General features: G+C 67.5%; 5 protein-coding genes, 1 tRNA gene and 2 rRNA genes (1 of these 8 running past the window's edge). 1 reads left to right on the top strand and 7 read right to left on the bottom strand.

Annotation, left to right across the window (positions count from 1 at the left end):
• Positions 1–155: 155 nt before the first annotated feature.
• The 3 genes from MMA15_RS22070 to MMA15_RS22060 all read right to left on the bottom strand — a co-directional run bounded on the left by MMA15_RS22070 (position 156) and on the right by MMA15_RS22060 (position 9917).
• A complete protein-coding gene (locus MMA15_RS22070) occupies positions 156–2945 on the bottom strand; it encodes a DNA translocase FtsK (RefSeq protein ID WP_241061841.1) in 2790 nt (929 codons plus the stop codon).
• 309 nt (positions 2946–3254) lie between these two features.
• Positions 3255–3959: a response regulator gene (locus MMA15_RS22065; protein WP_241061840.1), complete on the bottom strand. Its 705-nt coding sequence runs from the start codon at positions 3957–3959 to the stop codon at positions 3255–3257.
• A gap of 246 nt (positions 3960–4205) precedes the next feature.
• On the bottom strand, positions 4206–9917 hold the full coding sequence (locus MMA15_RS22060; RefSeq protein ID WP_241061839.1) for a HAMP domain-containing protein: 5712 nt from the start codon (positions 9915–9917) through the stop codon (positions 4206–4208).
• Positions 9918–10472: 555 nt separating this feature from the next.
• Here MMA15_RS22060 and MMA15_RS22055 point away from each other — a divergent pair.
• The gene (locus MMA15_RS22055) at positions 10473–13088 is read left to right on the top strand and encodes a SpoIIE family protein phosphatase (RefSeq protein ID WP_241063360.1); all 2616 of its coding nucleotides are present in this window, start codon (positions 10473–10475) and stop codon (positions 13086–13088) included.
• A gap of 96 nt (positions 13089–13184) precedes the next feature.
• Here MMA15_RS22055 and MMA15_RS22050 read toward each other — a convergent pair.
• The 4 genes from MMA15_RS22050 to MMA15_RS22035 all read right to left on the bottom strand — a co-directional run.
• A tRNA-Thr gene (locus tag MMA15_RS22050) sits at positions 13185–13257 on the bottom strand.
• 129 nt (positions 13258–13386) lie between these two features.
• Entirely contained in the window at positions 13387–14073 is a 687-nt protein-coding gene (locus tag MMA15_RS22045) for a DegT/DnrJ/EryC1/StrS family aminotransferase (RefSeq protein ID WP_241061838.1), read from the bottom strand.
• Between the two features lie 102 nt (positions 14074–14175).
• A 5S ribosomal RNA gene (gene rrf / locus MMA15_RS22040) occupies positions 14176–14292 on the bottom strand.
• A gap of 143 nt (positions 14293–14435) precedes the next feature.
• Positions 14436–15987: ribosomal RNA gene (locus tag MMA15_RS22035) — 23S ribosomal RNA — on the bottom strand; it runs 1577 nt beyond the window's last position.

Below are 15987 nucleotides of genomic sequence, written 5' to 3'. Positions count from 1 at the left end.
CGTTCAGTCTAGGGGCGGAGCAAAAGAGTGGGGCAAGCGGGCGGACGAACTTTGTACGCCATCCGGATTGTCATACCGCCTGAGTCCGGACACTTCCGCCCGCTCGCATCTCCAACTCGACGTATACGTCTGGGAGACGGCTGCCTCACTCGTCCTTACGAAACAGACTCCCCGCGGATCACGGCCAGCACACCATCGAGTTCGTCCGGTTTGATCAGCACGTCGCGGGCCTTCGATCCCTCGCTCGGCCCTACCACCCCGCGCGACTCCATCAGGTCCATCAGCCTGCCCGCCTTGGCGAAGCCGACCCGCAGCTTCCGCTGAAGCATCGACGTCGAACCGAACTGTGTCGAGACCACCAGCTCGGCCGCCTGGCAGAGGAGATCCAGATCGTCGCCGATCTCCTCGTCGATCTCCTTCTTCTTGCTCTGCCCGACGATGACGTCGTCGCGGAAGACCGGGGACATCTGGTCCTTGCAGTGCCCGACGACCGCCTGGATCTCCTCCTCGCCGACGTACGCGCCCTGCATGCGCACCGGCTTGTTCGCCCCCATCGGCAGGAAGAGCGCATCACCCTTGCCGATCAGCTTCTCCGCGCCCGCCTGGTCGAGGATGACGCGGCTGTCCGCGAGCGACGAGGTCGAAAAGCCCAGCCGGGACGGCACGTTGGCCTTGATCAGGCCCGTGACGACGTCGACGGACGGACGCTGCGTGGCCAGCACCAGGTGAATACCCGCCGCGCGAGCGAGCTGTGTGATCCGTACGATCGCGTCCTCCACGTCTCGCGGCGCCACCATCATCAGGTCCGCCAACTCGTCCACGATGACGAGCAGATACGGGTACGGGGCGAGCTCGCGCTCGCTGCCCTCGGGGGCCGTGGCCTTGCCGCTGCGTACCGCGGCGTTGAAGTCGTCGATGTGGCGGTACCCGTACGCCGCCAGGTCGTCGTAGCGCAGGTCCATCTCGCGTACGACCCACTGGAGCGCCTCGGCGGCCTTCTTGGGGTTGGTGATGATGGGCGTGATGAGGTGCGGAATGCCTTCGTACGCGGTGAGTTCGACCCGCTTGGGGTCTACGAGCACCATCCGCACGTCCTCCGGGGTCGCGCGGGCCAGCACGGAGGTGATGAGGCAGTTGATGCACGAGGACTTGCCGGAGCCGGTGGCGCCCGCGATCAGGATGTGCGGCATGCGGGCGAGATTGGCCGAGACATATCCCCCCTCGACGTCCTTGCCGAGGCCGACCAGCATCGGGTGCTCCTCGCCCGCCGCTTCGGCGGACCGCAGCACGTCCCCGAGATTGACCATCTCCCGGTCGCTGTTGGGGATTTCGATGCCGACCGCGGACTTGCCCGGGATGGGGCTGATGATCCGTACGTCCGGACTGGCCACGGCATAGGCGATGTTCTTCGTCAGCGCCGTGATCTTCTCGACCTTCACCGCGGGGCCCAGCTCGATCACATAGCGCGTGACCGTCGGCCCACGGGTGAAGCCGGTGACGGCGGCGTCCACCTTGAACTCGCTGAAGACGTTCGTCAGCGACTCCACGACACGGTCGTTGGCGGCGCTGCGGGTACGCCCCGGGCCGCCACGCTCCAGAAGGTCCAGCGAGGGAAGCGCGTACGTGATGTCGCCGGAGAGCTGTAGCTGCTCGGCACGCGGCGGCAGCGAGTCCGGTTCGCGCTTCGCCGGAGACTTCGTCAGATCCGGTACGGCGGTCTCGTCGCGGCCGTCGGCGCCCGAACTGCCGTGCCGTGCGGCCGAATCGGCGCCTCCCCCGGCGCCGGCACCCGCGTCCGCACGGCCGTCTTCGTCCATGCCGTCGGCCGCCGCGGACTTGCGTCCCCTGCCCGAGGAGACACCGCTGCTGAGGTCGGCGACGAGCGGCGACGGCTGCACGCCGTGCAGCAGCGCGCCGTCGAGCGACGCCGCCGCCCCCGCCGCGAGGTCGACCGACTCGTCGCCCCGTCCGGCGCCCGCTGCCACGCCGCCGCGGCGCGAACGCCCCTTGCGTGCCGACCTGCGGCTGTCCAGAGCCTCCTTCTCCGCCTGCGCGGGATCGAGGTACTCCTTGCGCATGCTGTGCGCGCGCCCCCGCGCCGGGCGCACGGGACGCGGCTCGTCGTCCTCGTCGTCCACGAACTCCCGTGCTGCGGCAGGGGGATCGGCTAGCCCCAGGCGCACCGCGAGGGCACGCAGCCGTCGCGGAATCGCGTTGACGGGCGTCGCGGTGACGACCAGCAGTCCGAAGAGGGCGACCAGCACCAGCAGCGGCACGGCAAGTCCCTCGCCGACCGTCTCGATCAGGGGCCGTGACGCCGCCCAGCCGATGAGGCCGCCCGAGTCCTGGATCGCGCTCTCGCCCGCGCCCCGGCCAGGCGCGCCGCAGCCGATGTGCACCAGCCCGAGCCCGCCGATGACGAGTGCCGAAAGCCCGATGACGATACGGCCGTTGGCCTCCGGCTTCTCCGGGTGGCGGATGAGCCGTACCGCGATCACCCCGAGCAGCACCGGCACCAGCAGATCCAGCCGTCCGAAGGCCCCGGTGACGAGCATCTTCACGAGTTCGCCGACCGTGCCCTTGAGGTTGGACCAGGTGCCCGCCGCGATCACGAGGCCGACGCCGAGCAGCAGCAGCGCCAGCCCGTCCTTGCGGTGCGCCGGGTCGAGCCCCTTGGTGCTGCGCCCTATGCCGCGGAAGAGCGCCCCAACGGTGTGGGCCACGCCGAGCCAGCAGGCGCGCACCAGCCGGTAGACCCCGCCGGTGGGTGAAGGGGCGGGCTTGGGCGCCGACTTGGCTTTGCCCTTGGCAGCCTGCTTCTTGGGCGCGGGCTTCTTCGCCGCCGCCTTCTTGGGGGCCTGCTTCGCCGGCGCCTTCTTCGCGGCAGCCTTCTTCGCGGGCGCTTTTCTGGCTGCCTTTCCGGAGCCGGACGTACGAGAGGCCATGGTGGTGAGGTTACCGTCGTCGGGGCGTCAGGGCACGAACAGCCGTGCAGCGCGGGCAGGGACGTGCGGCGGCACTCGGCCGGAGTCCCGGGCAGGAACGCGGGCGGTAGACGCACAGCGGACCGCTCCCGGGGGCGTCCTCGTCGGGCGGCGATCGGTGTGCACGCATGCGGCCCGTCGAGCACGGCCCACCGCACGCCTGCGACAGCACAAGCCACCACGGTGACGAAGAATGCTGACGGGGGCTCAAGCCCCGCTCCGTCAACTTCCCTACGTAGCGGGCCAGTTCAGCGGAGACAGCGAGAAAGGTCAGTTCTGCGAGGGCACCTGTGCGGAGGCTCCGCCCGCGCCGGGCTCCAGCGCGTCGAGTGCTCTGCGCAGCCCGGTGATCTTACGTTCGAGATGCGCGGCGGTGGCCACGGTGGCCGACTCGGCATTGTCGCCGAGCTGTTTGGACAGCGCCTCGGCCTGCTCCTCGACGGCGGCGAGTCTCGCCGACAGCTCGGCCAGGAGGCCCGGAGGCTCCGCGCCTTCCTCCGTCTCCGTGCTCTCGCCCGCGGGCTGCCCCGCACCGCTGCCGTTCTCCAACTGCCGCCGCAGCAGCGACGCCTGCTCCCGTAGCTGGACGTTCTTCATGTACAGCTCGACGAAGACGGAGACCTTGGCGCGCAGCACCCACGGGTCGAACGGCTTGGAGATGTAGTCGACGGCACCGGCCGCATATCCACGGAAGGTGTGGTGCGGGCCGTGGTTGATGGCCGTGAGGAAGATGATCGGGATGTCACGCGTGCGTTCTCTGCGCTTGATGTGGGCAGCCGTCTCGAAGCCGTCCATGCCTGGCATCTGCACATCGAGCAGAATGACCGCGAAGTCGTCCGTCAGCAGCGCCTTGAGCGCTTCCTCCCCTGACGATGCCCGCACCAGTGTCTGATCGAGCGCGGAGAGAATGGCCTCCAGCGCCAGCAGATTCTCCGGCCGGTCATCGACCAGGAGGATCTTGGCCTTCTGCACCATGGCCCGTCCTCCTCGCCCCGGCAGTCTGTCGGACGCCGCCCGTGGGGGCCGCTCATCGACAGCGCCGCCCGTCCTTGTGCGGGTCATCGTAGCCGCACGCCGGTGTTCACCACACCCTGTCACCGTGATGTCACTGTGCACACAGCAGGAACGCCTCAAGAGACCGAAAGGTTCCCGGTCGTCCACACTTCCACACTTCTTCGACACACTGCGTCAGCGGTCGGCCGCTACCAGCACCGTGCCACATCAGCGCGCACTCATCCACTCCTGCATGACCGCGAGCAGATGGTCGGTGTCCACCGGTTTCGTGACGTAATCGGACGCTCCGGCCTCGATGCTCTTCTCCCTGTCGCCCTTCATGGCCTTGGCCGTCAGCGCGATGATCGGCAGCCCCGCGAACTGCGGCATCTTGCGGATCGCCGCGGTCGTGGCATAGCCGTCCATCTCCGGCATCATGATGTCCATCAGCACCACGGTCACATCGTCGTGCTGCTCCAGCACCTCGATGCCCTCACGGCCGTTCTCGGCGTAGAGCACCTGAAGTCCGTGCTGTTCCAGCACACTTGTGAGTGCGAACACATTCCGGATGTCGTCGTCGACGATCAGCACCTTCTCGCCGCCGAAGTCGCCGCCGGGGCCCGGCTCGACCAGATCCTGCCCGCTGTGCAGCCAGGAGTCGTCCTGAGCGCTCCTCGCGGCCTCCTCCGCGGCCCCGATGCCGCCGCCGTCCGCCGAACCCGTGGCCGAGGCCGTACGGCCGTAACGCGCGCCACGGCCGCCGCGGCCGTTCTGGAGCGCACGCGGCTCCGGCTGCGCCTCCGGCGGCAGTTCGGGCTGCTGGCCCGGCTCCGCCGCGTTGCGCTGCCTGCGGCGCCGTACGAGAGACGCAGCGGCGCGCTCGGCCTCCGAGGCGGCCACATCGCCGGAGGACGGCTGCCGCGCCTCGTCCTCGCCCGCGGCCTCCTCCGCTTCCGCGCCTTCCCCGGCCTCGGCAGCGTCCTCGCCGCCCTCCGCGTGCTCGTCGACCCGCTCCAGCGGCTCGATGCGCTCCGCCGCTGCCGCCCCCGTCTCCGCGGCGGCGGCCACGGCGAGGGTGCCCGAACCGAGCTGCGCATAGCCCTGCGGCGGCAGTTCGGTCGGGTGCAGCGGCAGGTAGAGCGTGAAGGTGGAGCCGCGGCCCGGCTCGCTCGCCGCGTAGATCTCGCCGCCCAGCAGCCTGGCGATCTCACGGCTGATGGACAGGCCCAGGCCCGTACCGCCGTACTTTCGGCTCGTCGTGCCGTCCGCCTGCTTGAACGCCTCGAAGATGACGCGCATCTTGCTGGCGGCGATGCCGATTCCGGTGTCGGTCACCGAGAACGCGATCATCTCCGCATCGGCGTCGAAGAGCGATCCGTGCTCCAGCATCTGCTCCCTGATCACATCGGGAACGTCCGCCTGGGCCGAGCGGATCACCAGCTCGACGGCGCCGGTGTCGGTGAACTTCACGGCGTTGGAAAGCAGGTTGCGCAGCACCTGGAGCAGCCGCTGCTCGTCGGTGTGGAGCGTGGCCGGCAGCTCCGGCGAGACCCGTACGGAGAAGTCGAGGCCCTTCTCCGCCGTCAGCGGCCGGAACGTGGCCTCCACATAGTCGACGAGCTGTACGAGCGCGATGCGCGTCGGGCTGACGTCCATCTTGCCCGCCTCGACCTTCGACAGATCGAGGATGTCGTTGATGAGCTGGAGCAGATCGGAGCCCGCTCCGTGGATCGTCTCGGCGAACTCGACCTGCTTCGGGGAGAGATTGCCCTCCGCGTTGTCGGCGAGCAGCTTGGCGAGGATGAGCAGCGAGTTGAGCGGAGTACGCAGCTCGTGGCTCATGTTCGCCAGGAACTCCGACTTGTAGCGCATGGAGACCGAAAGCTGCTCGGCACGCTCCTCCAGGACCTGGCGCGCCTCCTCGATCTCGCGGTTCTTGATCTCGATGTCGCTGTTGGTCTGGGCGAGTTGCTCGGCCTTCTCCTCGAGCTGGGCGTTGGACTCCTGAAGCGCCCGCTGCCTGTTCTCCAACTCCTCGGAACGTTCCCGCAGTTGCTCCGTCAGCTCCTGCGACTGCTGGAGCAGGGTCTCGGTCTTCGTGTTGACGCTGATCGTGTTGACGCTCGTGGCGATCATCTCGGCGATCTGGTTGAGGAAGTCCTTCTGGATCTGCGCGAACGGCTGGAACGCGGCCAGCTCGATCACCCCGAGGATCGTTCCCTCGAAGACGACGGGCAGCACGATCACATGCGCCGGCGGCGCCTCCCCCAGACCGGAGGAGATCTTCAGATAGCCGGGCGGCGCGTTCTCCACGAGGATCGTGCGCGCCTCCTTCGCGGCGGTTCCCACCAGGGACTCGCCCGGCGTGAAGGTCGAGGGCATCGCCTCCGTCGAGTAGCCGTAGCTGCCGACGAGGCGCAGCTCGTAGTTGGCGTCGTCGCTGTGTTCCGCGCCGATGCCGACGTCCTCGTTGTCCTCGCCCGTGGAGAAGGCGAGGAAGAACGCGCCGTGCTGCGCCGATACGACGGGCGTCAGCTCGCTCATGATCAGCCCGGCTACGTCCTTCAGGTCGCGGCGGCCCTGCATGAGGCCGGAGATGCGCGCGAGGTTGCCCTTGAGCCAGTCCTGCTCCTGGTTGGCGAGGGTGGTCTCACGCAGGTTGGCGATCATCGTGTTGATGTAGCCCTGGAGCTGGAGGATCTCGCCCGCTGCCTCCACGTCGATCCGTACGTTGTGATCGCCGCGCGTCACGGCGGTCGCCACGTCGGCGATGGCACGCATCTGCCGGGTGAGGTTGGAGGCCATCTCGTTCACCGAGTCGGTCAGGTCCTTCCATGTGCCCGCGACTCCGCGTACACGCGCCTGACCGCCCAACTGCCCCTCGGTGCCGACCTCTCGGGCCACCCGGGTCACCTGCTCGGCGAAGGACGAGAGCTGGTCGACCATCGTGTTGATGGTCGTCTTCAGCTCGAGGATCTCGCCGTTGGCCTCGATGTCGATCTTCTTGGTGAGGTCACCGCGGGCGATGGCCGTCGTGACCATCGCGATGTTGCGGACCTGCCCGGTGAGGTTGGACGCCATCGAGTTCACGGACTCGGTGAGGTCCTTCCACGTGCCGGCGACGCCTGCGACCCGGGCCTGGCCGCCCAGCACACCGTCCGTACCGACCTCGCGGGCGACCCTGGTGACCTCCTCGGCGAAGGTGGAGAGCGCCGTGACCATGGTGTTCAGGGTGTCGGCGAGCTGCTCGACCTCGCCGCTCGCCTCGACCGTGACCTTCTTCGTCAGGTCGCCGTTGGCGACGGCCGTGGCGACCTGCGAGATGTTGCGGACCTGGCTGGTGAGGTTGTTCGCCATCAGGTTCACGTTCTCGCTCAGGTCCTTCCAGATGCCGGTGACGCCCGGCACCCGTGCCTGACCGCCGAGCATGCCCTCGGTGCCCACCTCGCGGGCGACCCGCGTGACCTGCTCCGCGAACGAGGAGAGCTGGTCGACCATCGTGTTCACGGTCGTCACCAGCGCGAGGATCTCGCCCTTGGCGTCGACGGTGATCTTCTTCGACAAGTCGCCCTGTGCGACGGCGGTCGTCACCTCCGCGATGTTCCGCACCTGGGAGGTGAGGTTGTTCGCCATGAAGTTGACGGACTGCGTGAGGTCCTTCCACGTGCCCGATACGCCCTTGACCTCGGCCTGGCCGCCCAGGATGCCCTCGGTGCCGACCTCACGGGCCACGCGCGTGACCTGTTCGGCGAACGAAGAGAGCTGGTCCACCATCGTGTTGAGGGTGTTCTTGAGTTCGAGGATCTCGCCTCGGGCGTCCACTGTGATCTTCTGCGAGAGGTCGCCTCGCGCCACCGCGGTCGCGACCTGCGCGATGTTGCGCACCTGGTCGGTGAGGTTGCCGGCCATTCCGTTCACGGAGTCGGTCAAGTCCCGCCAGACGCCCGCCACGCCGGGCACCTGCGCCTGACCGCCCAGGCGGCCTTCCGTACCGACCTCACGGGCCACGCGCGTGACCTGCTCCGCGAACGAAGAGAGCTGATCCACCATCGTGTTGATGGTGTTCTTCAGCTCGAGGATCTCCCCTCGGGCGTCGACCTCGATCTTCTGCGAGAGGTCGCCGCGGGCCACAGCGGTCGTCACCTGCGCGATGTTGCGTACCTGCGAAGTCAGGTTGCCCGCCATGAAGTTGACGGAGTCGGTGAGGTCCTTCCACGTGCCCGATACGCCGTCGACACGGGCCTGGCCGCCCAGCCTGCCCTCCGTACCCACGTCGCGGGCCATCCTCGTGACCTGCTCCGCGAACGAAGAGAGCTGATCCACCATCGTGTTGACGGTGTTCTTCAGCTCCAGCATCTCGCCGGAGACGTCGACCGCGACCTTCTGCGACAGATCGCCGTTCGCGACCGCCGTCGTCACCTGCGCGATGTTGCGCACCTGACCCGTCAGGTTGCGGAACGCGGTGTTCACGGAGTCCGTGAGGTCCTTCCAGGTGCCGCCCGCGCCCGGGACCTGCGCCTGGCCGCCCAGTTCGCCCTCGACCCCGATCTCCCGTGCGACGCGGGTCACTTCGGCACCGAAGGACGAGAGCTGGTCGACCATCGTGTTCACCGTGGTCTTCAGCTCCAGCATCTCGCCGGAGACGTCGACGGTCACCTTCTGCGACAGATCGCCGTTCGCCACGGCCGTGGTCACCTGCGCGATGTCCCGCACCTGCGCCGTGAGGTTGCGGAACGCGGTGTTCACGGAGTCCGTGAGGTCCTTCCAGATGCCCGCGGCGCCCGGGACCTGCGCCTGGCCGCCCAGTACGCCCTCCGTGCCGACCTCGTTCGCCGCGCGGGTCACCTCGTCTGCGAACGTACGCAGCGTCTCCGTCATCGTGTTGATCGTCTCGGCGAGCTGCGCGACCTCGCCCCGCGCGTTCACCGTGATCTTCTGCGACAGATCACCGTTGGCGACCGCCGTCGTCACCTGTGCGATCTCCCGCACCTGCGAGGTGAGATTGCCCGCCATGAGGTTGACGGAGTCCGTCAGGTCCTTCCATACGCCCGCGACGCCCTGCACCCGGGCCTGGCCGCCGAGTTCGCCCTCGGTGCCGACCTCGCGGGCGACCCTGGTCACCTCGGACTGGAACGAGGAGAGCTGGTCCACCATCGTGTTGACGGTGTTCTTCAACTCCAGCATCTCCCCGGCCACATGGACGGTGACCTTGCGCGACAGGTCGCCCTTCGCGACCGCCGTCGTCACCAGCGCGATGTCCCGCACCTGAGCGGTCAGCCGGGACGCCATCGTGTTGACGGAGTCCGTCAGGTCCTTCCAGGAACCGGACATGCCGCGCACGCGCGCCTGCCCGCCGAGCTTGCCCTCCGTACCGACCTCGCTGGCCACGCGCGTCACTTCGTCGGTGAACGCGGAGAGCTGATCGACGAGCCCGTTGACCGTGCGGCCCACCTTCAGGAACTCGCCGCGCAGCGGGCGCCCGCTGCCGTCGGCACCGCGGGAACGCAGATCCATCCGCTGTTCGAGATCGCCTTCGGCCACCGCCGTCAGCACCCTGCCGACCTCGGAGACCGGCCTGACGAGATCCTCGACCAGAGCGTTGGAGGCGTCGATCGCCGCCGCCCACGAGCCTTCGCACGTACCGGTCTCAAGCCGTTCCGTCAGCTTGCCCTCGCGGCCCACCACCCGCCGAACGCGGGCCAGCTCACCGGTGAGATGGAGATTCTGGTCGGCGACCTCGTTGAAGACCGCCGCGATCTCCGCCATCGGACCGTCTCCCGTGACGGTCAGCCGTTTACGGAAGTTACCGTCCCGCATTGCCGTGAGAGCCGTCAGCAGCCGATTGACGGATGCCGCATCGACCTCGATCGTCCCGCTCTTCCGGGAGCGGCCGCCTTTCGCGCGCGCACTCTTGCTACGCACCGCTGCGCCAGACTCCACCGTGTCCCTCCCGAAGGGTCGACCGTCCTGCCGTCATACCCGGGCTTTTGCTTCGAGCCTTCCCAGTGTTTCACCCTGCCCGAACCAGGCGATAACAGTTCGGCAGCATGGCACACGGCTCTCCACACACCCCGGACGGAAAACACACTGGATCCGGCACCCGCGCACACTGCGAACGTAAGTAACCTGGCTTCCGGCTGTCCATCCGTCCCGTGTTGCGGACAGAGCAGTGAAAAGTGCGAATCGTGTGGAAGTGCACGAAGCGGGCGGGGCAGCCGCGAGAGCATGTAAGGCAACGGAGGGGCGCCGCGGGTGACGCAAGAGCAGAGCGCCGAGCGCGGGGGCACGCCCGCGGACGGCGACACGGGTCTCCCGGAAGGCGGCGGCGGGGGCGGCCCGGCGGTCGGCTTCGGTACCCGGGCGACGGGCGGCGGCACCGCGGACGCCGGCCCGGCCGCCCGCAGCACGACAGCACCGGTCATCGCGGCGCAGCACTCCCCTCCGGGTGCGGACGGCACACGGGCGGGCAGCGATCAGCGATACAAGGGGAGACGAGTGATCACCGCGAGGGCAGCGGCCACGTTCGAGCCTGTCGGACGTTCCGTGGCGACCGCCCGTGCCTTCGTACGGGACACCCTCCAGGGCTGGGGCCTGGGCGACATCGTCGACGACGCCGTCGTCCTCACCAGCGAACTCGTCACCAACGCCGTGGTGCATGCGGGCACCGCCGCCGAAGTCGTATGCCTGCGCGACGGCGAGGGCGTACGCATCGAAGTCGTCGACCGCTATCCCGAGCGCGAACTCCCGCTCCAGGACCCGGCACACGTACTCGGCAGCCCGGACCGCGAGGGCGGACGTGGCCTGCTGCTGTGCGCGGCGCTCGCCTCGCACTGGGGCGTCGACTACACGGCGGCCGACAAGCGCGTCTGGTTCAGCCTCGACCTGCCCGAACGCCCCGTCGGCACCCGCGCAGCAGGCCCCGCGCTGCCCGACGACGCGCTTCCCGTGGCCGACGCCCGCGTGCGCGTGGCAGTCGTACAGGTCGACCGCCAGGGCGCGATCGCCGCCTGGAACGAGGACGCACAGCAGCTCTTCGGCTACCCGGCCGAGCAGGTCACAGGCAAGCCCCTCACCGACTTCGCCGCCTGGCCCCACACCCCCGGCACCAGCACGGGCATCGCCGAGGCCCTCCAGCTCTCCCGCTGGGAAGGCTCGTACGGCCTGCGGGACGCCGACGGACGTACGATCCCCGTCTACGCCTCCCACCTGCGCGTGCGCGACAGCGACGGCGAACCGTCCACTGTGTGCCTCCTGGTACGGGACCACGAACGGGCGGTTCTCCAGTCCCCGTTGCGCAGCCCCGCGCCCGACTCCGCAAGCCGTCAGGAGGGCGGGGAGGGGCCCGTCGACCCCTTCGAGATCTTCATCGGCTCCCCCGCGCCCGACGATCTCGACGGCTTGCTCCAGCGAACGGTGGAGCGCGCACGCGACATGCTCGACGGCGACTCCGCCTATCTGCTGCTGGCCACCGACGACGAGACCGAGCTGGAAGTGCGCGCGTCCACCGGCCTGCCCTCCGCACGCCAGCGCTTCGCCCGCGTACCGGTCGAGGCGGGCACCGGACGCTATGGGTCCGCGCGTATGCCCTCCGTACACGAGGACCTCACGGTCGTGCCGGGCGCCGTACCGCTGCTGGCGGGCACCGGCATGCGCTCCGTCGTCACCGTCCCGCTGAAAGTCGAGGGCCGGCTGACGGGTTCGCTCGGTGTGGCCACCGAATCCCCTGGCCGCTATACGAACGAGGAGGCGCTGCGCCTCCAGTTCGCCGCCGACCGCATCGCGCTCGCCGTCGAACGGGCCCGCCTCACCGAGCTGGAGAGGCTGCGCCGCGGCTCGCTCTCCTTCCTCGTCGAAGCCTCCGACCTGCTCGCCGGCACCCTCGACCGGGACCAGACGCTGGCGCTCATGGCACAGATGACGGTCCCCACCCTCGCCGCCTGGTGCGCCGTCTACACCGTGGCCGAACCGGGCTCCGACCCCAAGCTGTCGTACGTACTTCACGAGGACGAAGACCGCATCGACCACCTCAAGGCCCTGCTCAACAAGGTCGATCCGCCGGACCCGGTACCCACGCCGGGCGCCCGCGTCTGGAGCGCGCCGTCCGACGCCGCACACTCCGCGGCACTGCGCAGCTCACTGCGTACGGTCGTGCTCGGCGAGGAGGAACATCACCTCTCGCCGGGCTCGACTCGCGCCACAGCGGCGGCAGTCGGCGGCGAGACCGTCGTCCTCCCTCTCGTCGCCCGCAACCGCGTCATCGGCATGCTCACCCTCGGCAAGCCCGCCGAGGAACGTTTCCGCCAGGAGATCCTCGAACTCGCCGAGGACCTCTCCCGCCGTGCCGCACTCGCCCTCGACAACGCGCGCCTCTACTCGGAGCGCACGGCCATCAGCCAGTCCCTGCAACGCAGCCTGCTCCCGCCCGAACTGCCGGAGGTCAGCGGCGGAGTGGAGGTCGAGGTCATCTACCGCGCGGCCGGCGAGGGCAACGAGGTCGGCGGCGACTTCTACGACCTCTTCGACATCTCCGACGGCACCTGGGGCTTCGCGATCGGCGACGTCTGCGGTACGGGCCCGGAGGCCGCGGCGGTGACCGGGCTCGCCCGGCACGCGCTGCGACTCCTCGCACGCGAAGGCCTCGGCGGTCCCGCGGTGCTGGACCGCCTCAACACCGCGATCCTGGACGAGGGGGCGCGCAGCCGCTTTCTTACGCTGCTGTACGGGGAGTTGCGCCCGCAGCCCGACGGCAGCGCCGAATTGAAGATCGTCTGCGCCGGCCATCCGCTTCCGCTGCGCCTTCGGCAGGACGGCAGCGTGGAACCGGCCGCCGATCCGCAACCGCTCCTCGGCGTGATGGACGACCTCGAACTGTACGAGCAGACCGTCGTCCTCGACCCGGGCGACGTGCTGCTGTGCGTCACGGACGGCGTCACCGAACGCCGCGAAGGCACCCGCATGCTCGGCGACGACGGCCTCGCCGACGTGCTCACAAGCTGCACCGGGCTTACGGCGGGCGCAGTCGCGGCGCGCATCATGCGCGCCGTGGAACGCTTCGCCAACGCGGCGCCTTCGGACGACATGGCCATCCTTGCGATGCGGGTCCCTGAATAGCCCGCCTCTTTCGCGGAGTTGGACGGTCGTCCGGCAATGACGAAAAGAGGCTCCCGTCCCAGAACGGAAGCCTCTTCACTCAACTCACCTGCTGAGAGCCCCAAAACGGAATCGAACCGTTGACCTTCTCCTTACCATGGAGACGCTCTGCCGACTGAGCTATTGGGGCGCGCTGCGGCGGCGTCGATCTTACCCGATGCCGAGTACTGCTCAGTCCATCGGCCCGCGTCCTCAACTGCCTTGCTGGGCCACAGCGTCGGAGATCAGCGCCTTCGCCAGGCCCGGCCTCTCCCCCTCTTCAGCAGGCGGCGTCCAGCAGCAGTCCGCCGAGCCCATTGCATGCGGAGACCAGCCGATGCAGTTCGCGCTTCGTCATGGACGTCTCCAGCGGCAGCGCGAGCGTCTCATCGGCGGCACGCTCCGACTCCGGCAGCCATACGTCACTGCGGAACTCGGCCGTGCGGTGCGCCGGCGTCTTCACCGGTACGTAGCAGGCCACTCCGCGCGCACGCAGCGCCCACTTGAACGCGTCCCGATCGGGCCGCCCATTGCCCGGCACCCGCACCACGTACTCGTGGAAGGAGTGCTGCACTCCGAGAGCGACCTTGGGTATGACCACGCCTCGAAGCCGCCGCTCCAGATACTCCGCGAACTTCCGTCGCCGCGCCGCGTCCACGGAGACCACCGACGGCCCGGGCTCCGGATCGATCACGCGCAGGCCACGCCGCTGTGCCACCTCCCGCAGGCACACCATGTCCGCGGGATGACCGAAGAGATGCACGGGCGCGATGGCCACGGTCCGGTCCGTCACGGCGGCTTCGACAGCCGCGGGGGACAAGCAGTAACTCAGCGGATCGATGTCCGCGAACACCGGGCGGGCGCCCACCGCCCTTACGGCACTTGCCACTTCGGCCCCGCCGAAGGCAGGCACCACGACCTCGTCTCCGATTCCTACACCGGCACCCGTCATCTCAGTCGCGCTCATGGCGCCGATAGTGAGGGCGGAAAATGAACTGCCGGTGACGACATGAAAAAGGGCTGTGGTTCCGGAACTTAACAGTCCCAGAACCACAGCCCTTCAATAGTAGTTCGGCGGTGTCCTACTCTCCCACACGCTCCCGCATGCAGTACCATCGGCGCAGTAAGGCTTAGCTTCCGGGTTCGGAATGTCACCGGGCGTTTCCCTCACGCTATGACCACCGAAACACAACCCCCACATTGCTCAACGCAACAAGGGGAAACCTTGTGTCGTGTGTGTTCAGCGCACTCTTCACATATCAACCAACCAGCCAGCACGGTTTGCCGGGGTTGTTGTTTCAGATACCGGACAGTGGACGCGTAGCAGCTGTGGTCAAGCCCTCGGCTTATTAGTACCAGTCAACTCCAACCCTCACGGGTCTTCCATATCTGGCCTATCAACCCGGTCATCTCCCGGGAGCCTTAACCCCACAACGGGGGTGGGAGTCCTCATCTCGAAGCAGGCTTCCCGCTTAGATGCTTTCAGCGGTTATCCCTCCCGAACGTAGCCAACCAGCCATGCCCTTGGCAGGACAACTGGCACACCAGAGGTCCGTCCGTCCCGGTCCTCTCGTACTAGGGACAGCCCTTCTCAAGACTCCTACGCGCGCAGCGGATAGGGACCGAACTGTCTCACGACGTTCTAAACCCAGCTCGCGTACCGCTTTAATGGGCGAACAGCCCAACCCTTGGGACCGACTCCAGCCCCAGGATGCGACGAGCCGACATCGAGGTGCCAAACCATCCCGTCGATATGGACTCTTGGGGAAGATCAGCCTGTTATCCCCGGGGTACCTTTTATCCGTTGAGCGACGGCGCTTCCACAAGCCACCGCCGGATCACTAGTCCCGACTTTCGTCCCTGCTCGACCCGTCAGTCTCACAGTCAAGCTCCCTTGTGCACTTACACTCACCACCTGATGACCAACCAGGCTGAGGGAACCTTTGGGCGCCTCCGTTACCCTTTAGGAGGCAACCGCCCCAGTTAAACTACCCACCAGACACTGTCCCCGATCCGGATCACGGACCCGGGTTAGACATCCAGCACGATCAGAGTGGTATTTCAACAACGACTCCACACCCGCTGGCGCGAATGCTTCACAGTCTCCCACCTATCCTACACAAACCGAACCGAACACCAATATCAAGCTATAGTAAAAGGTCCCGGGGTCTTTCCGTCCTGCTGCGCGAAACGAGCATCTTTACTCGTACTGCAATTTCACCGGGCCTATGGTTGAGACAGTCAAGAAGTCGTTACGCCATTCGTGCAGGTCGGAACTTACCCGACAAGGAATTTCGCTACCTTAGGATGGTTATAGTTACCACCGCCGTTTACTGGCGCTTAAGTTCTCAGCTTCGCCCGACCGAAATCGGACTAACCGGTCCCCTTAACGTTCCAGCACCGGGCAGGCGTCAGTCCGTATACATCGCCTTACGGCTTCGCACGGACCTGTGTTTTTAGTAAACAGTCGCTTCTCGCTGGTCTCTGCGGCCACCACCAGCTCCGAGTGCAAGACTCATCACCAGCCGTGGCCCCCCTTCTCCCGAAGTTACGGGGGCATTTTGCCGAGTTCCTTAACCATAGTTCACCCGAACGCCTCGGTATTCTCTACCAGACCACCTGAGTCGGTTTAGGGTACGGGCCGCAACAGCACTCGCTAGAGGCTTTTCTCGACAGCATAGGATCATCCACTTCACCACAATCGGCTCGGCATCAGGTCTCAGACACATGCCATGCGGATTTGCCTACATGACGTCCTACACCCTTACCCCGGGACAACCACCGCCCGGGCTGGACTACCTTCCTGCGTCACCCCATCACTCACCTACTACAAGCTCGGTTCACCGGCTCCACCACACCGGCCGCTGTCCGAAGACAACCA

The sequence above is a fragment of the Streptomyces marispadix genome, assembly GCF_022524345.1.
Classification (GTDB): domain Bacteria; phylum Actinomycetota; class Actinomycetes; order Streptomycetales; family Streptomycetaceae; genus Streptomyces; species Streptomyces marispadix.
Note: the sequence above shows the minus strand (reverse complement) of the source record. Positions and strands in the feature narration are given on the sequence as shown.

Coding starts and splice junctions, on each gene's coding strand:
- MMA15_RS22045 (WP_241061838.1), bottom strand. CDS start 14,073: ATGAGCGCGACTGAGATGACGGGTGCCGGTGTAGGAATCGGAGACGAG.
- MMA15_RS22070 (WP_241061841.1), bottom strand. CDS start 2,945: ATGGCCTCTCGTACGTCCGGCTCCGGAAAGGCAGCCAGAAAAGCGCCC.
- MMA15_RS22065 (WP_241061840.1), bottom strand. CDS start 3,959: ATGGTGCAGAAGGCCAAGATCCTCCTGGTCGATGACCGGCCGGAGAAT.